At 58.2% G+C, this 22369-nt stretch carries 24 protein-coding genes; 10 read left to right on the top strand and 14 right to left on the bottom strand.

The genetic code is table 11. The features are described from left to right. Positions 1-156: 156 nt before the first annotated feature. The 3 genes from ACI514_RS18060 (at position 157) to ACI514_RS18050 (ending at position 2257) form a co-directional block, all read left to right on the top strand. Positions 157-1278, top strand: coding sequence for a beta-ketoacyl-ACP synthase III (locus tag ACI514_RS18060; RefSeq protein ID WP_405122139.1), 1122 nt, complete (start codon positions 157-159; stop codon positions 1276-1278). 137 nt (positions 1279-1415) lie between these two features. Beyond that, positions 1416-2027 (top strand): RNA polymerase sigma factor, encoded by a 612-nt coding sequence (locus ACI514_RS18055; RefSeq protein ID WP_405122138.1) that lies wholly within the window; start codon positions 1416-1418, stop codon positions 2025-2027. Then, a complete protein-coding gene (locus ACI514_RS18050; protein ID WP_160056620.1) occupies positions 2021-2257 on the top strand; it encodes an anti-sigma factor in 237 nt (78 codons plus the stop codon). The genes ACI514_RS18055 and ACI514_RS18050 overlap by 7 nt, the downstream gene beginning before the upstream one ends. Positions 2258-2401: 144 nt before the next feature. Here the strand turns inward: ACI514_RS18050 and ACI514_RS18045 are convergent, their stop codons facing one another. Beyond that, positions 2402-3724 carry a putative porin gene (locus ACI514_RS18045; RefSeq protein WP_077571572.1) on the bottom strand — a complete coding sequence of 441 codons (1323 nt, stop codon included), beginning with the start codon at positions 3722-3724 and terminating at the stop codon, positions 2402-2404. A 283-nt stretch (positions 3725-4007) separates the two neighbouring features. Here ACI514_RS18045 and ACI514_RS18040 point away from each other — a divergent pair, with 283 nt between their 5' ends. Beyond that, positions 4008-5132 carry a GNAT family N-acetyltransferase gene (locus tag ACI514_RS18040; protein WP_405122137.1) on the top strand — a complete coding sequence of 375 codons (1125 nt, stop codon included), beginning with the start codon at positions 4008-4010 and terminating at the stop codon, positions 5130-5132. Positions 5133-5246: 114 nt separating this feature from the next. Here ACI514_RS18040 and aqpZ read toward each other — a convergent pair whose 3' ends face one another. The 5 genes from aqpZ to ACI514_RS18015 all read right to left on the bottom strand — a co-directional run bounded on the left by aqpZ (position 5247) and on the right by ACI514_RS18015 (position 10468). Continuing rightward, the gene (gene aqpZ, locus ACI514_RS18035) at positions 5247-5942 is read right to left on the bottom strand and encodes an aquaporin Z (RefSeq protein WP_405122136.1); all 696 of its coding nucleotides are present in this window, start codon (positions 5940-5942) and stop codon (positions 5247-5249) included. Between the two features lie 302 nt (positions 5943-6244). After that, the gene (locus ACI514_RS18030; RefSeq protein WP_160056628.1) at positions 6245-8077 is read right to left on the bottom strand and encodes an ABC transporter ATP-binding protein; all 1833 of its coding nucleotides are present in this window, start codon (positions 8075-8077) and stop codon (positions 6245-6247) included. A gap of 88 nt (positions 8078-8165) precedes the next feature. Further along, a complete protein-coding gene (locus ACI514_RS18025) occupies positions 8166-8723 on the bottom strand; it encodes a peptidylprolyl isomerase (RefSeq protein WP_405122135.1) in 558 nt (185 codons plus the stop codon). A gap of 3 nt (positions 8724-8726) precedes the next feature. Next, positions 8727-9530, bottom strand: coding sequence for an alpha/beta fold hydrolase (locus tag ACI514_RS18020; protein WP_160056630.1), 804 nt, complete (start codon positions 9528-9530; stop codon positions 8727-8729). 14 nt (positions 9531-9544) lie between these two features. After that, entirely contained in the window at positions 9545-10468 is a 924-nt protein-coding gene (locus ACI514_RS18015; RefSeq protein WP_007914443.1) for a LysR family transcriptional regulator, read from the bottom strand. A 49-nt stretch (positions 10469-10517) separates the two neighbouring features. Here ACI514_RS18015 and ACI514_RS18010 point away from each other — a divergent pair, with 49 nt between their 5' ends. The 3 genes from ACI514_RS18010 (at position 10518) to ACI514_RS18000 (ending at position 12865) form a co-directional block, all read left to right on the top strand. Continuing rightward, on the top strand, positions 10518-10832 hold the full coding sequence (locus ACI514_RS18010; protein WP_405122134.1) for a 3-phosphoglycerate kinase: 315 nt from the start codon (positions 10518-10520) through the stop codon (positions 10830-10832). A 229-nt stretch (positions 10833-11061) separates the two neighbouring features. Continuing rightward, positions 11062-11661, top strand: a complete 600-nt coding sequence (locus ACI514_RS18005) for an FMN-dependent NADH-azoreductase (protein ID WP_110720045.1) — start codon at positions 11062-11064, stop codon at positions 11659-11661. Positions 11662-12007: 346 nt separating this feature from the next. Then, positions 12008-12865: a carboxylate/amino acid/amine transporter gene (locus ACI514_RS18000; protein WP_405122133.1), complete on the top strand. Its 858-nt coding sequence runs from the start codon at positions 12008-12010 to the stop codon at positions 12863-12865. Between the two features lie 91 nt (positions 12866-12956). Here the strand turns inward: ACI514_RS18000 and ACI514_RS17995 are convergent, their stop codons facing one another. Then, on the bottom strand, positions 12957-14255 hold the full coding sequence (locus ACI514_RS17995; RefSeq protein WP_405122132.1) for a mechanosensitive ion channel family protein: 1299 nt from the start codon (positions 14253-14255) through the stop codon (positions 12957-12959). 192 nt (positions 14256-14447) lie between these two features. On the opposite strand from ACI514_RS17995, the gene ACI514_RS17990 reads away from it, so the two are divergent. Beyond that, positions 14448-15788: a DEAD/DEAH box helicase gene (locus ACI514_RS17990; RefSeq protein WP_405122131.1), complete on the top strand. Its 1341-nt coding sequence runs from the start codon at positions 14448-14450 to the stop codon at positions 15786-15788. 54 nt (positions 15789-15842) lie between these two features. On the opposite strand, the gene ACI514_RS17985 is transcribed toward ACI514_RS17990, so the two are convergent. From ACI514_RS17985 to ACI514_RS17970, 4 genes are all read right to left on the bottom strand, one after another. Further along, positions 15843-16442, bottom strand: a complete 600-nt coding sequence (locus tag ACI514_RS17985; RefSeq protein ID WP_405122130.1) for a hypothetical protein — start codon at positions 16440-16442, stop codon at positions 15843-15845. Between the two features lie 12 nt (positions 16443-16454). Then, the gene (locus ACI514_RS17980) at positions 16455-17039 is read right to left on the bottom strand and encodes a papain-like cysteine protease family protein (RefSeq protein ID WP_405122129.1); all 585 of its coding nucleotides are present in this window, start codon (positions 17037-17039) and stop codon (positions 16455-16457) included. A gap of 261 nt (positions 17040-17300) precedes the next feature. Then, entirely contained in the window at positions 17301-17576 is a 276-nt protein-coding gene (locus ACI514_RS17975; protein WP_160056644.1) for a hypothetical protein, read from the bottom strand. 107 nt (positions 17577-17683) lie between these two features. Then, on the bottom strand, positions 17684-18418 hold the full coding sequence (locus tag ACI514_RS17970; RefSeq protein WP_160056646.1) for a thioredoxin family protein: 735 nt from the start codon (positions 18416-18418) through the stop codon (positions 17684-17686). Between the two features lie 175 nt (positions 18419-18593). Here ACI514_RS17970 and ACI514_RS17965 point away from each other — a divergent pair, with 175 nt between their 5' ends. Continuing rightward, positions 18594-18986: a transcriptional regulator gene (locus ACI514_RS17965; protein ID WP_160056648.1), complete on the top strand. Its 393-nt coding sequence runs from the start codon at positions 18594-18596 to the stop codon at positions 18984-18986. Between the two features lie 122 nt (positions 18987-19108). On the opposite strand, the gene ACI514_RS17960 is transcribed toward ACI514_RS17965, so the two are convergent. The 3 genes from ACI514_RS17960 to ACI514_RS17950 all read right to left on the bottom strand — a co-directional run bounded on the left by ACI514_RS17960 (position 19109) and on the right by ACI514_RS17950 (position 21169). Then, complete coding sequence (locus ACI514_RS17960; RefSeq protein ID WP_160056650.1) at positions 19109-19978, bottom strand: DUF6279 family lipoprotein; 870 nt, start codon at positions 19976-19978, stop codon at positions 19109-19111. A 78-nt stretch (positions 19979-20056) separates the two neighbouring features. After that, a complete protein-coding gene (locus ACI514_RS17955; protein ID WP_160056652.1) occupies positions 20057-20773 on the bottom strand; it encodes a TorF family putative porin in 717 nt (238 codons plus the stop codon). 207 nt (positions 20774-20980) lie between these two features. Beyond that, complete coding sequence (locus tag ACI514_RS17950; protein WP_016985943.1) at positions 20981-21169, bottom strand: hypothetical protein; 189 nt, start codon at positions 21167-21169, stop codon at positions 20981-20983. Positions 21170-21509: 340 nt separating this feature from the next. On the opposite strand from ACI514_RS17950, the gene ACI514_RS17945 reads away from it, so the two are divergent. Beyond that, positions 21510-22346 (top strand): S1 RNA-binding domain-containing protein, encoded by an 837-nt coding sequence (locus ACI514_RS17945; RefSeq protein WP_405122128.1) that lies wholly within the window; start codon positions 21510-21512, stop codon positions 22344-22346. The last annotated feature ends 23 nt before the right edge of the window (positions 22347-22369 follow it).

The following is a 22369-nucleotide window of genomic DNA, read 5'->3' as shown; positions in this document are numbered from 1 at the left end:
ACCATAAACGCCGGTTTCGCGACCCAGAGCCTTCGGCCGGGGTGCGAGACGGAATAAAGCGATGCCAGGTTTGCGTCCCCCGGATGGGAATAGACCCTTTGTGTGTTGGTACGACGGTTCCAGCACTTTCTGCCTGAACAGATTAGAGAAACGACCATGCATAACGTCGTCATCAGCGGCACCGGCCTGTACACCCCGGCCAACAGCATCTCCAACGAAGAGCTGGTGCAGTCTTTCAATACCTACGTCGCCCGGTTCAACGCCGACAACGCCGACGCGATCGCCAGCGGCGAAGTCCAGGCCCTGACCGAATCCAGCGCTGCGTTTATCGAAAAGGCTTCCGGCATCAAGAGCCGTTTTGTCATGGACAAGGACGGCATCCTCGATCCACAACGCATGGCTCCGTGTCTGCCGGAGCGCTCCAACGACGAATGGTCGGTGCTCTGCCAGATGGCCATCGGCGCTGCCGAACAGGCCCTGCAACGCGCCGGCAAAACTGCCGCTGATATCGACGGCGTGATCGTCGCCTGCTCCAACCTGCAGCGCGCCTACCCGGCCATCGCCATCGAAGTCCAGGAAGCCTTGGGCATTCAGGGCTTCGGTTTCGACATGAACGTGGCCTGCTCCTCGGCCACCTTCGGAATCCAGGCTGCGGCCAACAGCGTGCAACTGGGCCAGGCCCGGGCGATCCTGATGGTCAACCCGGAAGTCTGCACCGGGCACCTGAACTTCCGTGACCGCGACAGCCACTTCATCTTCGGCGACGCCGCCACTGCCGTGGTCATCGAGCGCGCTGATACAGCGACCTCCAAGTACCAGTTCGACGTGGTCAGCACCAAACTGCTGACCAAGTTCTCCAACAACATCCGCAACAACTTCGGCTTCCTCAACCGTGCGGCGGAAGAGGGCATCGGTGCCCGCGACAAGCTGTTCGTGCAGGAAGGCCGCAAGGTGTTCAAGGACGTTTGCCCGATGGTTGCCGAACTTATTGGCGAGCATCTGCAAGAGAACCAGCTTAACGTCGGCGACGTGAAGCGCTTCTGGCTGCACCAGGCCAACCTGAGCATGAACCATCTGATCGTGCGCAAGTTGCTTGGTCGCGAAGCCACCGAAGAAGAAGCGCCGGTGATTCTCGATACTTACGCCAACACCAGTTCGGCGGGTTCGGTCATTGCTTTCCACAAATATCAGGATGATCTGGCGAGCGGTTCGCTGGCGGTGCTGAGTTCGTTCGGTGCCGGCTATTCGATTGGCAGCGTGATTCTGCGCAAGCGTTGAAAATTGGTTTAATTTCCTCTTAATCGCGCCGACTTTTCCTACATCCGAATCGGCTCAAACGCTGTAATTTTTCGGAAATGGCGGCAGGTGAAGACCTGCCGCCGTCATTTTCGAAATCGGAACAAGGGGATTGATGGATGGCGGCTGACGAGACCCAACTGCTTGTGCGCCTGCTGGCAGGTGAACAACAGGCTTTCAAGGAACTGGTGACGACCTATCAGAGCGCCATGCGCGCCGTGGCATATGCGATTGTCGGCCAGCGTCATGTCGAAGAAGTGGTGCAGGACGCCTGGCTTTCCGTCGTGCGCCATATCGGCAGCTTCGAAGGTCGCTCCAGTCTCAAGACCTGGCTGTTGACCATCACGGCCAACTCAGCCAAAAGCCGTTATAAACTGAATCGCCGCGAAGTGTTGATGGATGATTTGCCATCGCCCCACGGCACCATTGATGACGACCGCTTTTCTTCCGGTGACGGCCATTGGCTGGTCGCCCCGTTCGCCTGGCACCAGGACACACCGGAAGCGCTGCTGACCGAGAGCGAATTGCGCGAATGTCTGGAGCACACCCTGTTGAATCTGTCGGAACTGCAAAGCAGCGTTTTGCTGTTGCGAGAACGGCAGGGGCTGGAGTTGGAGGAGATCTGTAATCTTCTGGAGATCTCGCTCTCCAATGTCCGTGTGCTGCTGCATCGTGCGCGGCTGAAAGTCTTCGCGACCGTGGAGCATTTTGAGGAGACAGGAGAATGTTGACCTGCAAGGAGCAAGTGGCACGATCCAGCGATTATCTCGATGGCCAGTTGAGCTTTCGTGAAAAGTGGATGGTGCGTCATCACCTGATGTTTTGCCCGAACTGCCGGCGTTTCATTCGTCAGATGCGTTTGATGCAAGCCACCTTGAAGGCGCTGCCGGAGCAACCGGAAGAGGGCGTGGATGCCTTGGCGGAACGCCTGGCGGCGCAGCGGCGGGACGATAGCCCGTAAAAAACACAGCCCGGTGCAGCGTCAGCGAACGGATGATGGGGATCGCTGTAACTGCACCGGGCTGCAGGAAAATCAGCTTCGATCGACAAGTCGCAAGGGGAGCGGTGACTTGCAGTTTGTTGCTCGAAGCTTGTCGCTGTTTTCTTAGAACTTGGCTTCCGCGTCCAGCTGCAGGGTGTTGGCGTCAGCATCACGCTGGGTACGGCTGGCGAAGTCGGCCTTGGTCAGGAAGTACGTAGCGCCAATGGCGAAGTTCTTGTCGATGTCGTAACCGACCTTGAACTTGTGACCACGGGAACCGGTAGTGCCGTTGGCGAAGTCGGAGTCGGTGAAGGCGCCGACCACGGCGTTGCGCTGCACGTCACGATAGTTGTAATCGAGGTTCAGGCCGAAGACTTTCGACTTGGCACCCAACAGCCATGCGGTGTCCTGATCGGTCACGGCGTCGTTGTTCTTCACGTACTGACCGTAGAACGACAATGGCATCGGCAGACCGCCGATGTCGACCTGGCTGAACCCTTCATACAGACGGAATTCGTTGTTGGCCGAGTTGCCGTTGACCGCCAGTGCGCACGGTGTGGAAGTGCCGGTGCAGCGGCTGTCTTCGTCGTTCTGGTAGGCGTAGACGCTGCCGCCCACGGTCACTTTCAGGTTGTCGCTGATGTTGAAGCGGCTACCCAACTGGCCAGCGGTCAGACGCAGGTCGTGACGGAATTGCACGCCATCGCCGTCAACGTTGTCCTTGAGGTTGTAGTTACCCAGGCTGCCGAACAGTTCGGCGCTGCTGCCCAACGGGTATTTGTAGGTAACGGCCAGACCTTCCGGGTTGATGTCGCTGTCCCAGATCACGTCGCCCATGCTGACCCACGGCTGAAGCATCTTGCCGCCGATGATGTGCAGGTTCTTGATCTGATCCGGGTGGTAGTCGATGTAACCCAGGTCGAGCCAGATCTGCTTCTTGTCGAAGTAGTTGTCCTGATCCTGGTTGGTCGAACGGGCATCGTCGCCGCCGCCGGTGGCGATACGGATGCCGGTGTCGACCTGTGGGTTGATCTCGGTGTAGGCGCCCAGACGCGCACGGATGCGCTGACGATCCTTGTCGCGGCCGCCGTTGTTCGGCTCGCCGTCGATCTTGATGGTTTCCTGACGGATACGCACGTCGCCCTTGAACTGGGTCTTGGCCGCCCAGGCCAGTTTCTGGTCGAAGACGCTTTGCTCGTTGGTTTTCTTCGCAACGGCGGCGACTTGTTCGTTGGTCTCTTGCTGCGCCTGCTGCGCGATTTGCTGAGCCTTCTGATCCTTGGCCAGTTCAGTTTGCAGTTCGATGTACTGCGCCTGGGAAATGGAACCGTTAGCCTTGAGCATGTCGAGCAGTTTGGCGTCGACTGCAGCACTGGCCGGAACACTCATGGCCAGCAACAAGCCACCGCACAGGGCCGCCGCAGTTTTCGTGGAAGCAAGACGCATAGCAATCTCCGAAGATGAGAGGGGATGGCTGAACCATCCGGGGCACAACCGACGGTTTGCACGTCGGAAAACAGTGTCCGGGTAGAACCCGGCGCTCTAAAAACAGGCGCCAGTATCGCGGTGGTTTATGACAGAGCAGTGGCACAGTGATGGCAGGTTGATGACGATATCGATTCGCCCTGAACTATTGATCTAGAGCGCTGCCGGCCGATTGCGGGTGTGCAATGCCGCGCAATCGGCGATACTCGCCGGGCGCTGAAGTCCTGTCGTGGAGAGCTCGTTGATGCCGTTGCAACGCCTGCAAAACCTGTCGCAAATCGCCTCGGCAAGCTGGGATGCACTAGTGCCTGAAAGCCAGCCATTTCTGCGCCACGCCTTTCTCAGTGCGCTGGAAGACAGTGGTAGCGTCGGCCCCCACACCGGCTGGCAACCTGAGCATTTGCTGCACATCGAAGACGATCGTCTGATTGCCGCGTTACCCAGTTACCGCAAGTGGCATTCCTACGGCGAGTACGTGTTCGATCACGGCTGGGCCGACGCCTGTGCCCGTGCCGGCATCGATTACTACCCCAAACTGTTGACCGCTGTGCCGTTCAGTCCGGTGAGCGGCCCGCGCCTGTTGGCGGCCAATGTCGAAGACGGGTTCGAACTGCTCAAGAGCCTGCCGGGCTATCTGGAGATCGAAGGGCTTTCCAGCGTGCACATCAATTTCACCGACGCTTTCACCGATGCTGCGATGGCCGAACAGCCAGGCTGGCTGCAGCGCATCGGCTGTCAATATCACTGGCAGAATCGCGGCTACCGCGACTTCCAGGACTTTCTCGACGTGCTCAGTTCGCGCAAGCGCAAACAGATGCGCAAGGAACGCGAGCAGGTGGCGGGGCAGGGTTTTGAATTTGAGTGGCTGGAGGGGCGCGAGCTGGACGAGGTGCAGTGGGATTTCGTCTACGCCTGTTACGCCAATACCTACGCGGTGCGCCGTCAGACCCCGTATCTGACGCGGGAATTTTTCAGTCTGTTGGCCGAGCGCATGCCCGAGGCAATCCGCGTGGTGCTGGCTAAACAGGGCTCACGGCCGGTAGCAATGGCCTTCAGTCTGGTCGGTGGCGACAGTTTCTACGGGCGCTATTGGGGGTGCCTGGCGGAGTTTGATCGACTGCACTTCGAGACCTGTTTTTATCAGGGGATGGATTATGCAATTGCGCAGGGTTATCAGCGTTTCGATGCTGGCGCTCAGGGCGAGCACAAGTTGATTCGCGGGTTCGAACCGGTGATCACGCATTCGTGGCATTACCTGCTGCATCCGGGTCTGAAAGCAGCGGTGAAGGATTTCCTGCAACAGGAACGTGCCGGCATCCTTGCGTATGCCGAAGAAGCGAAAACAGCCTTGCCTTATCGCCAGACATAGATCCTTTGTAGGAGTGAGCCTGCTCGCGATAGCGATCTGTCAGAGCCATTGATGTTGACTGACACACCGCTATCGCGAGCAGGCTCACTCCTACCAGGGGATCTCAGGCACCCCTCAGGTTTCTTCTTTGCCCAACCACCGATAAATCCCACCACCGACCACCGCACCCATCAACGGGGCGACCCAGAACATCCACAACTGCGCAATCGCCCAGCCGCCGACCATCAGTGCCGGTCCCGTGCTTCGGGCCGGGTTGACCGAGGTGTTGGTGACCGGAATCGAGATCAGGTGGATCAACGTCAGGCCCAGGCCGATGGCGATTGGTGCCAGCCCCGGCGGTGCGCGTTTATCGGTGGCGCCGAGGATGATGATCACAAACACCGCGGTCATCACGAGCTCAGTGACAAACCCTGCCGCCATCGAATACTTGCCCGGCGAGTGTTCGCCATAACCGTTGGACGCCAGGCCGGCGGCGATGTCGAAGCCCTCCTTGCCGCTGGCGATGTGGGCGATCAGCGCCGCCGCGAGAATCGCGCCGAGCACTTGGGCAATGATGTAAGCGGGTAATTCCTTGGCCGGAAACCGACCGCCGACGAACAGACCGACCGAGACGGCCGGGTTGAGGTGACATCCGCTGATGTGGCCAATGGCAAACGCCATAGTCAGCACCGTCAGACCAAACGCCAGGGCCACCCCCAGCACCCCGATTCCCAGCGGTGAAGACGCGGCAATCACCGCGCTGCCACAACCACCCAATACCAACCAGAACGTACCCAACAACTCAGTGACTGAACGTTTGAACAGAGACATGAGAGGCGTCCTTGATAGCCCTGCTATCGAGACTGCATCGAGTTGTGCGTCCTTGCAGACTTACTACAGGTTCCGTTCCGGAACCTCGGCTGAGTACAGCAGGCTTAACGGATTTCCACCAGATGCAAAAAAAACCGCCAGTGCCCGTGGTTAAAGGGCTGTGGCGGTTTTATCCTGTGCCGATGGCACCTGTAGGAGTGAGCCTGCTCGCGATAGCGGTGTGTCAGCCGACATTAACGGGACTGACACACCGCTATCGCGAGCAGGCTCACTCCTACAGGGGGCTGTGGTGACTGGACGGGTCAGTCGATGCCGACAAACCCCCCGGTCTGATGCGCCCAAAGCCGTGCATACAACCCGCGATGAGCCAACAGTTCAGCATGGGTGCCGCTCTCGGCAATCTTCCCGTTCTCCAGCACCACCAGCCGATCCATGCGCGCGATGGTCGAGAGTCGGTGCGCAATCGCGATCACGGTTTTACCCTGCATCAGGGTTTCCAGGCTTTCCTGAATCGCCGCTTCGACTTCCGAATCCAGTGCCGAGGTCGCTTCGTCCATGATCAAAATCGGCGCGTCCTTGAGCAGCACTCGCGCAATCGCAATGCGCTGACGCTGACCACCGGACAATTTCACTCCACGCTCACCGACATGCGCATCGAATCCGGTGCGGCCCTCAGCGTCCGACAGCAGCGGAATGAACTCATCGGCGCGGGCCTTGTGCACCGCATCCCACAGCTCGGCATCAGTCGCGTCCGGTTTGCCGTACAACAAGTTGTCGCGGATCGAGCGGTGCAGCAGCGAGGTGTCCTGGGTGATCATGCCGATCCGCGCGCGCAGGCTTTCCTGACCGACTTCGGCAATGTTCTGGCCGTCGATCATAATCCGTCCGCCTTCGACGTCGTACAGGCGCAGCAGCAGGTTGACCAGCGTTGATTTGCCGGCGCCGGACGGCCCGATCAAGCCGATTTTCTCGCCCGGTTTGATGTTCAGATTGAGGTCGCCGATGATCCCGCGCTTCTTGCCGTAGTGAAAATCCACGTGCTCGAAACGCACTTCGCCGCGAGCCACCTCCAGCGGTTTGGCCTGCTCGTGATCGGTGACGCTGACCGGTTGCGAAATGGTGCGCAGACCGTCCTGGACCATGCCGATGTTTTCGAAAATGCCGGTGACCACCCACATGATCCAGCCGGACATGTTGACGATGCGAATCACCAGGCCAGTGGCCAAGGCGATCGCCCCGACAGTGATCAGCGACTGCGTCCACAACCACAGGGCCAACGCCGTGGTGCCGACGATCAACAAGCCGTTCATGGCGGTGATCACCACGTCCATGCTGGTGACGACGCGGCCGGCCATCTGCGCTTTGACAGTCTGTTCTTCGATGGCTTCCTTGGCGTAATGCTGTTCGAAATTGGTGTGGGCGAACAGCTTCAGCGTGGCGATGTTGGTGTAGCCATCGACGATGCGGCCCATCAGTTTCGAACGCGCGTCAGAAGCCTCCACCGAGCGATCTTTCACCCGCGGTACGAAGTAGTAGAGCGCGCCGATGTAGGCGACGATCCACGTCAGCAGCGGGATCATCAGGCGCCAGTCGGCCTCGGCGAACAACACCAGCGAACTGATTGCGTAGATCACCACGTGCCACAGCGCATCCACCGCCTGCACCGCTGAGTCACGTAGCGAGTTGCCGGTCTGCATGATGCGTTGGGCGATGCGCCCGGCGAAGTCGTTCTGGAAGAAATTCAGGCTCTGTTTGAGCACGTAGTTGTGGTTCTGCCAGCGAATCATGCTGGTCATGCCGGGACTCAAGGTCTGATGCACCAGCAAGTCATGCAGGCCGAAGAAGATCGGCCGCAGCACCAGGGCAACCACCAGCATCCACGTCAGTTCGAGGGCGTGGTCGCTGAAGAAATTCGGGTTGGGTGTGCCTTGGGCCAGGTCGATGATGCGGCTCAGGTAACTGAACAGCGCCACTTCGATCAGCGCGGCGAACAGGCCAACGACGAGCAGGGCGGCAAAACTTGGCCAGACCTGCTTGAGGTAATAGGTATAGAAGGGGAGAACGCGGTCCGGCGGAGACGCCGTCGGGGCTTCACGGAATATGTCGATCAGTTGTTCGAAACGGCGATAGAGCATCAGATAACCGCCCGGAGTACGGGCTCTCCTTTTATCGGTGTGAGCGGCGTGAGGTTGAATTCACGCCGCTCGATACGCCCTGTGCAGCTTAGTCGATGACTTTGGCCGACTTGATGATCACAGGGTCGACAGGCACGTTTTGCATGCCGCTTTTGGTGGTGGTTTGCGAGTTGACGATGATGTCGACCACGTCCATGCCCTTGACCACTTTGCCGAATACAGCGTAGCCGTCGCCTTGGTCGAGGAAGTCGTTGTCCTTGACGTTGATGAAGAACTGGCTGGTCGCCGAATCAGGTACGGAGGTGCGAGCCATGGACAAGGTGCCACGAACGTTAGCCAGACCGTTTTTGTGTTCGTTCTTGATCGGCGCCTTGGTTTCTTTTTGCTGCATCTGTTGAGTGAAACCGCCGCCCTGAACCATAAAGCCCGGGATCACACGGTGGAAAATGGTGTTGGTGTAGAAGCCGCTGTTGACGTAATCGAGAAAGTTCTTGGTACTGATCGGCGCCTTGACCGGGTCCAGTTCGATTTCGATCTGGCCGTTGGTGGTGTCCAGCAGCACGTGCGGTGCTTTGGCCGGCGTGGCAGCCATCAGGTTGGCGGCAAACAGCACAGTACCAGCGGCGAGGGCGAGTTTTTTCAGCATGGGTCAGTGATCCTGAGATTGAATATCGGCTGCGGCGAGAAACTCCAGCAGCGTTTGATTGAAGCGTTCGGGTTGATCGAGCGGAGTGGCGTGGCGCGAATCGGCGATTACCACCAGCCGCGCATTCGGCAGCAGTTTTACATAGGTTTCTTTCAGCGCAACCGGTGTGTAGTCACGGTCGGCGCTGATGACGAGCGTTGGACAGGTCACCCGGGAAAGTCGTTCCTGAACGCCCCAGCCAACAATCGCATCGAAGCTGGCGAGATAAGCACGTTTGTCGTTTTTTGCCCAGCGTTCGGCCATTTTCTGCCGCAGATCGGCTTGTTCGGGTTTCGGAAAAAGTTTGCCGCCCAGCGCTTTGCCAATGGCCGCGAGACTCAGCACGCGCATCAGGCTCCAGCGTTTGAACCACTGCCAGTAGTCATCGCGGCTGCGGATTTTGACTTCGGGCGCGCTGTTGACGATGGACAGGCTCTTGAGCATTTGCGGATGATCGACGCCGAACTGGAAGCCGATCATGCCGCCCATCGATAGCCCGACGTAATGCACCGGGCCAAGGTTCAAGTGCTCGATCAGCGCCAGCAGGTCGGCGCTGAAACCGGCAATGCTGTAGCGCTCGCGCGGTTTGTCCGAGCGCCCGTGGCCGCGAATATCGGGGACGACCACCCGAAAATGCGCGGCCAGAGCCGGGATCTGCATTTCCCAGTCCAGCGTGCTCGAACCGAGCCCGTGAACCAGCAGCAACGGCGTGCCGTGGCCATATTCCTCGTAGTGCAGGTTGCAACCATCGTGCTCGAAATACGCCATCGGTGAACTCCGTGTCAGGCTTGTTCAGGGGCGGCGAACGGGGCGTCCAGCGGCAAGGTGTCGAAGGTACGCAGCAGTTCGATGAGGATTTGCGTGGCCGGGCCCAGGGGTTTGTCCTTGTTCGAATACAGATAGAAGCTGGAATTGCGGTTGCCGCCCCTGTCCAACGGTAGCAGCTTGAGCGAACCATCTTTTAGTTCCCGCTCGATCATGTGCCGGGGCAGCCAGGCAAAACCGAGGCCGCTGCTGACGAATGTGGCCGCCGTGGCGAGGCTGCCGACGGTCCAGCGCTGCTCGGCGCCGAGCCAGCCGACGTCCCGCGGTTGCTGGCGGCCGGAGTCGCGAATCACCACTTGCATCTGGGTTTCCAGATCCTGAAAGCTCAGCTCGCGATTGAGCCGATGCAGCGGGTGATCGGGGTGGGCGACAGCGACAAACTCGACGTCGCTCAACTCCGCACCAAGGTAACCGGGAATGCTCAGGCCAGTGATGGCCAGATCGGCCACGCCTTCGAGCAGCACTTCCTCGACACCCGACAACACTTCCTCACGCAGACGCACGCGGCAGCCGCGACTCTGCGGCATGAACGCGGTCAATGCGCGGACGATGCGCGCGCTCGGGTAGGCCGCATCGACTACCAGCCGCACCTCGGCTTCCCAACCTTGTTCCATGTGATGGGCGAGGTCTTCCAGTTGACTGGCCTGTTTCACCAGTTGCCGCGAGCGACGTAGCAGCACGCCGCCGGCCTCGGTGAGCACGGCTTTACGCCCATCGATGCGCAGCAACGGCACGCCGAGCTGGTCCTGCATGCGGGCGACGGTGTAGCTCACCGACGATTGCGAACGGTGCAAGGCCTCGGCGGCCTGGGCGAATCCGCCGTGGTCGACCACGGCCTGCAATGTTCGCCATTGATCAAGGGTCACGCGGGGCGCTTTCATCAATAGCTCCTCTTGTCCTAAGCTGGCCGTCCCTCATGGAGACTGCCGAATGAAAAAATTCTGTTGTGTGCTGCTGGCGCTGCTACCGCTGACGGCTTTTGCGTACCCGATCGATGTGCAGAAAGAACTCAACGGCATGAAGATCGACTACGAGACCTTCGACACCGATAACGACATCGGCTCGATTCGGGTGGCCAACTACGGTGATGTCGACGCGACCTGCAAAGCGGTGTTCAGCAATGGCCCGGAAGCGCCGCGCACCCGCACAATCGATGTACCGGCCGGCAAACATAAAAACGCCACGGCCAAGTTCACCCGCGAGATCATCAAGCTGCGCATCAAACTGACCTGCGTCCCGAAATAACACCGATCCCTGTAGGAGTGAGCCTGCTCGCGATAGCGGAGTTTCAGTTAACACAGATGTAGCTGACACACCGCTATCGCGAGCAGGCTCACTCCTACAGGAGCATGGTTCAGCATCTAAACGAATTATTCGATGCTTTGCAGCAATTATTTGCGCTTTTTCATCGATTCAACTCTGTTTAACCTTCACTCCATCGACCTACAACATTCTCGGATGGAGGCTACACACCATGTCCCGCGTTCTGATCATCGAAAGCAGCGCCCGCCAGCAAGACTCGGTATCCCGTCAACTGACCCAGACCTTCATCAGTCAGTGGAAAGCTGCGCATCCCAACGATCAGATCACCGTACGTGACCTCGCCGCGAACCCGGTACCACACCTGGACAGCAACCTGCTGGGTGGCTGGATGAAGCCCGCCGAGCAGCGCAACGCCAACGAGCAATCGTCGCTGGACCGTTCCAACGAATTGACCGATGAGTTGCTCGCCGCCGACGTGCTGGTGATGGCCGCGCCGATGTACAACTTTGCGATCCCGAGCACCCTCAAGGCCTGGCTCGACCACGTGCTGCGTGCCGGTGTGACCTTCAAGTACACCGAAACCGGCCCGCAAGGCCTGCTCAGCGGCAAACGTGCCTACGTGCTCACCGCTCGTGGCGGCATCTACGCCGGCGGCCCGGCGGATCATCAGGAACCGTACCTGCGTCAGGTCATGGGTTTCATCGGCATCAACGACGTGACGTTCATTCACGCCGAGGGCATGAACCTCGGTGGCGACTTCCAGGAGAAAGGTCTGAATCAGGCCAACGCCAAGCTGTCCCAGGTCGCTTGATATGTTAATCGCCAGATAATCGCTGGATGGTCTAGTGACCTGGCGCAACCCCTTCAAGGCTCTACGCGCATCGAACCTCCCTTTGCACTTGTTGCTCCTGAGTGCTGTAGCCCGATTGAACGCATTAGCGAGATCGGGCTTTTTTTTGCCTGTGTTTTTTGAACGACGCAAAACTCCTTGTGGGAGCGAGCCTGCTCGCGAAAGCGGTGTATCAGACAAGTATTTGCCGTCTGACACTCTGCCTTCGCGAGCAGGCTCGCTCCCACAGGGGGATTTTGTGTTTCCGGCTATTCGCAGTGAGACCAGAAAACCGCTATCGTCGCCGCCATTCGATTTCGAGGCGAGCATGGGCTATCTACTTTTTGTCACGCTGATCCAAGCGTTTTCCTTCAGTCTGATCGGCGAATACCTGGCCGGTCATGTCGACAGTTACTTCGCGGTACTGGTGCGTGTGGTGCTGGCCGGGCTGGTGTTTATCCCGCTGACTCGCTGGCGCTCGGTCGAACCTTCGTTCATGCGCGGCATGCTAGTGATCGGCGCGTTGCAGTTCGGCGTGACTTACGTCTGTCTGTACTTGAGCTTCCGCGTGCTGACGGTGCCGGAGGTGTTGCTGTTCACCATTCTCACGCCGCTGCACGTGACGCTGATCGAAGATGCACTGAACCGCCGCTTCAATCCATGGGCGCTGATTGCGGCGCTGGTGGCGGTGGGCGGGGCGGCGGTGATTCGTTTCGACAGCATCAGCCCGGACTTCTTCATGGGCTTCCTGCTCCTGCAACTGGCCAACTTCACCTACGCGGCAGGGCAGGTGATGTACAAGCATCTGGTGGCGAAACACCCAAGCGATCTGCCGCATTACCGGCGTTTCGGCTTCTTCTACCTCGGCGCGCTGGCGGTGGTGCTGCCTGCATTCCTGATGTTCGGCAAAGCGAACTTCCTCCCGGAAGCACCGCTGCAGTGGGGCGTTTTGCTGTTCCTCGGTCTGGTCTCGACCGCGCTGGGCATGTATTGGTGGAACAAGGGCGCGTGCATGGTCAACGGCGGCACGCTGGCGGTGATGAATAACCTGCATGTGCCCGTGGGGTTGCTGCTGAATCTGCTGATCTGGAACCAGCATGAGGAACTTGGAAGATTGTTCCTCGGTGGCAGCGTCATCCTGGCAGCGGTCTGGATCAGCCGGTTGGGCATTCGCCGCACCGCATGATCCGGTGTAGGAGCTGCCGAAGGCTGCGATCTTTTGATCTTTAAAGTCTAAAGATCGCAGCCTTCGGCAGCTCCTACAGGGGAATTGTGTTTTACAGGAGGTGTTTCTGCGGCTCGGGAATGCTGGCCGCGCCAAGCACCGTCGGCAGCAACCCGGAACGCAAATCCCCACCACTCGGCTGCTGATACAGGCTCAAGCCAAACTCCGGCAGCACCGCCAGCAGATAATCAAAAATATCCCCCTGAATCCGCTCGTAATCGGCCCACACCGTGGTGCGGGTGAAGCAGTAGATTTCCAGCGGAATGCCCTGCGCGGTGGTCTGCATCTGCCGGACCATGCAGGTCATGTTCGGCTGAATCTCCGGATGACTCTTCAGATACGCCAGTGCATACGCGCGAAACGTGCCGATATTGGTCATGCGTCGGCGATTGGCCGACATAGCCGCGACATTGCCCTGCGCCTCGTTCCACGCCTTGAGCTCGGCTTTCTTGCGGCTCATGTAATCGGTCAGCAAGTGCACCTGCGAGAGCTTTTCTTCTTCGTCATCACGAATGAAACGCACACCGCTGGCATCGATGAACAGGCTGCGCTTGATCCGCCGTCCGCCCGATTGCTGCATGCCGCGCCAGTTCTTGAACGACTCCGACATCAGCCGCCAGGTCGGGATCGAGACGATGGTCTTGTCAAAATTCTGCACCTTGACCGTGTGCAGGGTGATGTCGACCACATCGCCATCGGCGCCGACCTGCGGCATCTCGATCCAGTCGCCGACCCGCAGCATGTCGTTGCTGGTCAACTGCACGCTGGCAACGAACGACAACAGGGTGTCCTTGTAAACCAACAGGATCACCGCCGACATCGCACCCAGACCCGAGAGCAGCAACAACGGTGAACGGTCGATCAACGTCGCGACAATGATGATCGCGCCAAATACGTACAAAACCATTTTTGCCAGTTGTACGTAGCCTTTGATCGAACGTGTGCGCGCGTGTTCGGTGCGTGCATAGATGTCGAGCAGGGCATTGAGCAGGGCGCTGATCGACAGCAGCAGGAACAGAATGGTGAACGACAGCGCCACATTGCCAAGGAAGGTCATGGCGGTTTTGCTCAGTTCCGGCACCAGGTGCAGGCCGAACTGGATCACCAGTGACGGCGTCATCTGCGCCAGGCGCTGAAACACCTTGTTGTGCCGGAAGTCGTTGATCCAGTGCAGCGCCGGTTGGCGGCCGAGCATGCGGCTGGCGTGCAGGATCAGGTAACGCGCCACTCGTCCGAGCACCAGCGCGATCACCAGCAGCAGCGTCAGGGCGAGGCCGGCCTGCAAAAGTGGATGCTGTTCGAGGGTGCCCCAGAGGTCCTGGGCGTTGAGCCAGAGCTGTTTGAAATCCATATGAGTAACGATTCTTCTATTAAGACGCGATGGGCGATTAGAGCATTTAAGACGCCGTGTATTACCGTTGGAGACAAATCGAGCAACAAAAAAGCCACTGATTGCGTCCGTTTGCATAAAGAAACTCGGCCTGAGCGCTCGAAACCGGTAACCTATGCAGCTGTTTTTTTGCATATCTTCGAGGTAGCACCCGTGTTTTCCCAATTCGCCCTGCACGAACGCCTGCTTAAAGCTGTGGCCGAGCTGAAATTTGTCGAGCCAACGCCTGTGCAAGCCGCGGCCATTCCGCTGGCGCTCCAAGGGCGTGATCTGCGGGTGACGGCGCAAACCGGTAGCGGCAAAACCGCCGCTTTCGTTCTGCCAATCCTCAATCGCCTGATCGGCCCGGCCAAGGTTCGCGTCAGCATCAAGACGCTGATCCTGCTGCCGACCCGCGAGCTGGCCCAGCAGACGCTGAAGGAAGTTGAGCGCTTTTCGCAGTTCACTTTCATCAAGTCCGGCCTGATCACCGGCGGTGAAGACTTCAAGGTCCAGGCCGCGATGCTGCGCAAAGTGCCGGACATCCTCATCGGCACCCCGGGCCGGATGATCGAGCAACTCAACGCCGGCAACCTCGACCTCAAAGAAGTCGAAGTGCTGGTGCTCGACGAAGCCGACCGCATGCTCGACATGGGTTTCGCTGAAGACGTGCAGCGTCTGGTCGACGAATGCCCGAACCGTCAGCAGACCATGCTGTTCTCCGCCACCACCGGTGGTTCCGGCCTGCGCGAGATGATCGCCAAGGTGCTGAACAACCCTGAGCACTTGCAGCTCAACGCGGTCAGCCAGCTGAACTCGACCACCCGTCAGCAAATCATCACCGCCGACCACAATCAGCACAAAGAGCAGATTGTGAACTGGCTGCTGGCCAACGAGACCTATCAGAAGGCCATCGTCTTCACCAACACCCGCGCCATGGCCGACCGCATCTACGGCCGCCTCGTGGCTCAGGAATACAAAGCGTTCGTGCTGCACGGCGAGAAAGACCAGAAGGATCGCAAACTGGCGATCGACCGTCTGAAGCAGGGCGGCGTGAAGATTCTGGTGGCGACCGACGTCGCGGCCCGTGGTCTGGACGTTGATGGCCTGGATCTGGTGATCAACTTCGACATGCCACGCAGCGGCGACGAATACGTGCACCGCATCGGTCGTACTGGCCGTGCCGGTAACGACGGTCTGGCGATCTCGCTGATCTGCCACGGCGACTGGAATCTGATGTCGAGCATCGAGCGCTACCTCAAGCAGAGCTTCGAGCGTCGCACCATCAAGGAAGTCAAAGGCGTCTATGGCGGTCCGAAGAAGGTCAAGGCCTCGGGCAAAGCCGTTGGCGTGAAGAAGAAAAAGACTGACGCCAAAGGCGACAAGAAGAAAACTGCCGCCAAGACGCCGACCAAGCGCAAGAGCGCCAACCGTCCGAAGCCGGACTCGTTGGTGAGCAGTGACGGCATGGCGCCGCTGAAACGCCGCAAGCCAGCAGAGCCTGCGGCTGAGTAAAGCGTTTCAGACGTGTAAAAAAAAACCGGACAGTGTCCGGTTTTTTTTCGTCCATCAGTTGCCGAGTTGGCCACTGGTGTCGGCGTCAAAGCGCCGCTTGGCTTGATTCGCTGCCGGTTTCAATGCGCCGAGCAGTGTTGCTTCGCTGTACAACCCGGTAACCGCCAATTCCTTGGGTGTCGGCTCGATCGGGATCAGCACGTCTTCACCGTCGGCATGCAGCCAGATCGCGACAACGTGCAGGGCCGAGACAAACAGCACGCGCAACTCAACGGTCTTGCCCTGAAGTTGCGGCGCTTGCTCTGCCAGTTTCAACGCTCCCACTGTCGCGGCGGCGTGATCGCCGTGGTTCAACGAGGCGAACTCGACGTGACCGCGCACTTCAGCCAATTGCGCATCGGCAATCGTCACGCCGTCGGCAAATACCAGGTAATGCCAGTCGCCGAGGCGAGCCTCCTTCAGGCCTTTGCCGTGGCTCAGGTCCTCCAGGTTCAACGAGTAGCCGCGATAGGCTTCGCTGAGACTGATTTTTGCAGGTGCCGTGTTGGCGAACTGGCGATTGGCGCCAAAGCCCTGGGTTTGCAGCGCGGCTTGCAGCGCCGGGCGCAAAGTCTGAACGCCGTTGGAAGGCGCCTTTGGATAAGTCAGTTGCATGATGTCGCCCTCCTAGTTTTTCACGGTGAAGTAAGTGTGAGTCCAATTGCCGCCGCCGTTGTAGGCGCGGGGGAACGCGTTCAGCGCACGGGTCGAATAGCCGTAGATCGAGTCCGCGACCAACAGGTAATCGCCGTTGGTGCCGTAAATCGTCAGGAAATGCGCCCCACCGCCGTACCAGCCGCAGCGCAAGCCGACAGGACGGCCCATGCTGATCTGGTTCTGAATGGCCGACATCTGTAGCGAACCCTGATTCATGCCGTTGTAGCTGCGGGTGGTTTGCAGGGCCGAATCCAGATAGCCGTAAACGTTGCACGGCCCCGGCTGATTGCAGCAATTGCGATCGAGCTGGGTGCTGGCGACACCACACTGAGTCCAGTTGCCGGTGCCGTAATAGTTGCCGACCGAGGCGGAAACGGCGGCCCAGCACCAGTTGGTCTGGGTCTGTTTCTGCATGTTGAAGTTGAGGCTGCCGGCGGCGAGGGGGCTGATTTGTTCAGCGGCTTCGACTTCGGTGAGTTGCGGGTCGAGCAGGTGACCGGCCAGGCACCTTGGCAGTGATTCGCCGGTGAATTGTGTTGCTGCGGTGGTTAACATTCTTCAATCCTCCATGAGTGAAAACAAGCGTCCAGCTTGTGTGGATGTAGCAGTGTTGCCGAGCGATCGGTGCTTAACGGTTGCCATCTTCTGTGGCCGGTTCCGATCTCCTTGCTCGAGGTAACCCTAGTCAGGGATATGCATTAATGCAAATAAATAAATGCATTAATGCATTTTTAGTGGCAAAAGATCGCAGCCTTCGGCAGCTCTACAGGGTTTTGTGTAGGAGCTGCCGAAGGCTGCGATCTTTTGATCTTGCTGTTAGCCCTCGGTCTTCTTCTCGGCAGAATTCAGTTCTCTCAAGCGCTGATCAATCAACTGGCATTTATCCGGTAGATCCGCACTGGCCGTACCCAGATCCATCTTCTGCAATTCGGCATTGATCTCTTTGGCCTTTGCCGGATTCTGCTCGGTCAGCTTCGAGACTTCCTTGGCTAATTGTTCGCGTTTGGCGGTGGCTTCTTCCGGCGTGCAGGCCCAGACGGGCAGGGCGCAGGCGAGGGTGGCGGCGAGGGTAAGCTTGATCAGGGTTTTCATCGGGGCAGGCCTCAGTTCCGGTTAAGGCGGTTAACCGGTTGAGCGGCGAAACTGGCGAAAAGTTCACACTCTGTGGGAGCGAGCTTGCTCGCTCCCACAAAGGGCTTTCAGTTTCCGTGGCAGCAACTGGATTTTGTCGCTAACGCATAGCGATCATGATGCCGAACCCACTCCATGATCTCGTCCTCATTCCTGCCTTTGGGCGTGAGATCGAGGTAGTTGTAGGCGCCAACCAGCATGTCAAGACCGCGGGCATAGGTTGAGTAGGTGTGGAATATGTCGCCCTTTGCATCACGATAAAACACGCTCAGGCCGGGCATTTCTTCCTCGGCGCTGTCAGTCTTTTCGTAATTGTACGTAGCCTTTCCCGCCGCGACATCTTCAGCCCGTGCGCAAACTCCGAAGTCATAGTTGAAGTCGCAGCCTTCTGAAGACACCCAGTCAAACTTCCAGCCCATCCGCTGTTTAAATGCCTGAAACTCGTTGAACGGCGCATGAGACACAGCAACCACCGCAATATCGTGATGCGCCAGATGCAGGTTGGCGCCATCAATGTGGTCGCTGAGGAACGAGCAACCCTGGCAACCTTCCTCCCAATCCTTGGCAAACATGAAGTGGTAAACCACCAATTGGCTGTGTTTGCCGAACAGGTCGGCCAGCTTCAATTCGCCGTTGGGCCCCTGAAAGTGGTAGTCCTTGTCGACCTTCACCCAAGGCAAGGCGCGACGTTCAGCGCTGAGGCGATCGCGTTCCCTGGTGAAGGCTTTTTCGTGAGAGAGGTGTTGCTTACGGGCGGCGAGCCATTCTTCGCGCGATACCACCGGATGATTCTCAACGTTCATGATGATTTCTCCTGCGGGGTTGAAGGCGGCACTTTCAGACTAGTCGTTTAACCCAGCGGGAAATCGACAGACCGCCGGTCGGTCGGCTCGGGAAATGCGGCTGAACGGCTGAGAACGGCTCCGGTCACAACCTATGAACGCGCCATAAATCATGCGCACCGGAGGTTGTATCAGGATGACGACTTATAACTGGGATTTGATTGAACGCTTGCTGCACGAAGTGCAAAACAGCGCAGGCCACAGCTTTGCCCCACGGGCTTATGCCGAAGACTATGCGGCCGAGAAAGCCAGCGCCGGCGAGCCGATCGAGAACCTTGATCACCTGAAAACGCTGGCTTGCGACTATGAAAGGTTGTTGCTCCTGCGCGGCTATATCGCACCGCGCCCGGATGAGGAGGGCAGCACCGGAAACAATTTTGTCCTGACCCCGCGCGGCTCAAGCCTGCTGAGCCTGATCGACAGCAGTATTCCCGGCAATGATCACCCGCGTCAGGTGCTGGATGAACAGGACGATGCGCTGGCTGAGGCGACGTTTGATGAAGTGGCTTCAAAAGCCCAGATCGCCTGAGTTCACGCGGATCCCCCTGTAGGAGTGAGCCTGCTCGCGATTGCGTTCTTCCAGTCAACATTGATGTCACTGGAAGTCCGCTATCGCGAGCAGGCTCACTCCTACATTGGATTCGGGTATGTTCAGGTTTTTTGCGCGGCCTTGAGGCATTTGAGGTCGTTGAAGTCTTTACGCACACCCTCGATCTTCTTCAATAACCGCTGACGCTGTTGCGGCGTACTTTCGGCCATCAGGTCAACCGCCAGTGAACGTCCCTGCGCTTCAGTTTCGGCGAAGGCCTTGCGGTAATCCGCTGTCCATAAGCTCTCGCGATTGACCAGAAGCGTCTCGATTCTCTGTGGGAATTCGGGGCTTTTACGTTGCGCCACTGCTGCACTGAACTGCTTCTGCCAATGGGCGCGGTTGGCAATCCATTGGGTGTACTGATCGCCCAGCGCGGTCGACCACGCCATGACTCGCTGTTCCTGGGTGGCGCTCAAGGGGCCGAGCCAGTCATTCAAGCGTTTAACCATTCGTGCGCCACGCTCGGCAATTTGTTGATCAAGCGGTGGTTTCAGGTATTCCTGCTGACGCTTGCGCAGATCCTTGGCAAACGCGTCATTCATCTCGGCCACTTGCCTGTCATCCAGACCTTGCAACAACTCAATGGCCGAAGGCGTGATTTCCTTCGCTGTTTCGGCAATCGCCTGCTTGGCTTCCGTAGTGCGCGCCTGTAACGCAGCATCGGTGACCTGATTGGTTTCGACCATGCTCTGCAGGCGATCAAGCCAGTCCAGATAACCCGGCAATTGCGTGGTGCAATGCCAGCTCAGGTGGTCCTTGAGGCGTTCGTTGAACCAGTCTTTCTGCTCGCCGTTCATGTCCAGGTAATCACCGAGCGTCCACGGAATAATGACGTCGAGATTGCGATAGGCCAGACCGACGCGACTGCAAGCGCCGAGGGCGAGGGTGAAAATCAGTAGTGCGGTGATGTGCGTGAACCAGCGAGACATGGGCGAATCCTTGCGTGAGCCTGGCTTCGAGGGACTGATTCCTATGTGAACGCAGAATGAACCCGGCAGTTCAGCCGATCAATAGAACGCGCGGGCAGCCTTGAGGGTGACGAGGCCGTCGCACTCGCTGTTGTGCCCGGAATAGGCTGAGCAATCGCTGCCGCTGAGGCTGGAGTTGCTGTAGATCAGGTCGAGGTCGACGCCCATGAACGGCCGGGATAATTTCACCGACCAGTCGGTAAAACTGCTGACATAACCACCGTCCACGGCGACGGGCGTGTTCAGTTGGTGGGTGGTGTATTTCATGCTGACGCCGATACCGAATGGCTGGTTGCCGCCAAGATCGGCAAACAAGGTGTTGTTCTGTTTATCCGGGTCGTTGCTGAAGGCCACGCCGAAACGACTGCCGAGCAAGGTCAGGCCACCGAACAGCTCCTGGCTGTCGAGGGTATCTACCTTGGGATAGCTGTAGTGGATCATCCCGACTTCGTAGCCAAGGGTCTGATCGAAAGGTTGTTTAAAACCGACGTAGGAATCGATCTCGAGATTCTTGCCCGGGGAGATGCCCATACTCGGCGCGTATTGGCCAACGTAGAGGCCACTGTCGTGGCTCAGGTCGAGGCCGCCGTGGAAGGAACCGATTGCCGCCGGCTTGACCAGGCCTTGAGCCATGCTGCGCGTGGGCGTGGTGCCGAGTTTGAGATCGAAGTCGCCCAGTTCACGCTGGAAAATCTGCGCGTGCGCGGTTGCACTGGCCAGAAGGCTTACGAGTAATAAACAGGGTGTTTTGCGCATGCGTCACTCCATGAACAGCGAGGGCAGGGCAGCGGGCCTGCTGAAACGCTTGATCTAGACGCGTGCAAGGATACCGGCGAATGATCGGCGTTGAAGGCCGTTCGTCGATTTACAAGGATTTTTGTTTAACAAGGGAGGGATGTTGCGCGGTGCCAGTCCAGGCGCTTCGAAGCTCAAAGCGCCTCTGGACGGGTGTAAAACCGGGTGTTACTTCTTGCCCAGGCTGATCTGCTTGGACGGGCCGAACGTCTGGCCACTGACGCCTTTGGCAATTTGCTGGATCTCGCCGCCAGACTTGAGGAACGCTGCGATCTGATCGTTGATCGATTCGCTGGTTTCAACGGCTGGAGCTGGCTTTGCTTTGCTGGTGGATGCTTTTACACGCATGGCGGCCATTAACCTGTAGAAAAGTAACTCGGCCAGGCATCGTACAGGAATAACTTGACAATTGCTTGGTAAATATCCCCCGGAATAACCCAGCACTGCACTGCATTATTCGCGATTGAATATGCGATATATCCGGCTAACCTGCTGTTTTAAATAAGAACATTCAGGTTTGGAGGCGTTGAAATATTCAACCGCGAGCGGTGGTACCTGCCTGACGAGCGGCACCTCAGCCCAGCCACGCACAAGGAAAATCAAGGCATTGCGCAGATTTACGACGCGTGCGGATCTGCCGCCCGACGGCCACGCCAAAAACGGGTAGAATGCCGCCCACGCAATGAGGGTTCTGGAAATGGCTTTAGTCGGGCGTTACAACAGTTTGCAAGTGGTTAAACACACTAACTTCGGTTTATATCTGGATGGCGGTGCCGACGGCGAGATTCTTTTGCCTAATCGTTATATCCCGAAAGATATTCCGACCGAAGATGAAGATTGGCTCAACGTATTTGTTTATCTGGACAGTGAAGACAAACTTCTCGCTACCACGGAAAAACCAAAAGTTCAGGTCGGCGAATTTGCCAGTCTGAAAGTCGTTGAAGTCAACAGCATCGGTGTGTTCCTCGATTGGGGGCTGCCGAAGGATCTGTTGCTGCCGTATTCCGAAGAAAAGCGCCAGATGACCGCCGGCGAATACTGCGTGGTGCATGTCTACCTCGACAAGCACACCCGCCGCATCACCGCAACTGCGCGTCTGGATCGCTACCTCGACAAGACCCCGGCCAACTACAGCCAGGGCCAGGAAGTTGATCTGCTGGTTGCCGAAGCCACCGACATGGGCTTCAAGGCGATCATCAACAACAAGCACTGGGGTTTGATTCACAAGAACGAAATCTTCAAGTTCATGCGCGCCGGCATGACCGAGAAGGGCTACATCAAGGAAATCCGTGCCGACGGCAAGATCGCCCTGAGCCTGCAACCGGTTGGTCAGGAAGCGGCCAGCAGCCTGAACTCGAAGATCCTCGCCAAGTTACGCGACAACAGCGGTACATTGCCGGTCAGCGACAAGAGCGATCCGGCGTTGATCAGCAGCCTGTTCGGCGTCAGCAAGGGCAACTTCAAGAAGGCGATCGGTTCGCTGTACAAGGAAGGCAAGATCGTCATTCACGCTGATCGCATTGAACTAACCTGAGCCTTGCGTGGCCCATCCTGCAT

It is taken from the genome of Pseudomonas sp. M20 (assembly GCF_045037865.1).
In the GTDB taxonomy this organism is placed as follows: domain Bacteria; phylum Pseudomonadota; class Gammaproteobacteria; order Pseudomonadales; family Pseudomonadaceae; genus Aquipseudomonas.
This window is presented reverse-complemented; position numbering and strand designations above follow the sequence as displayed.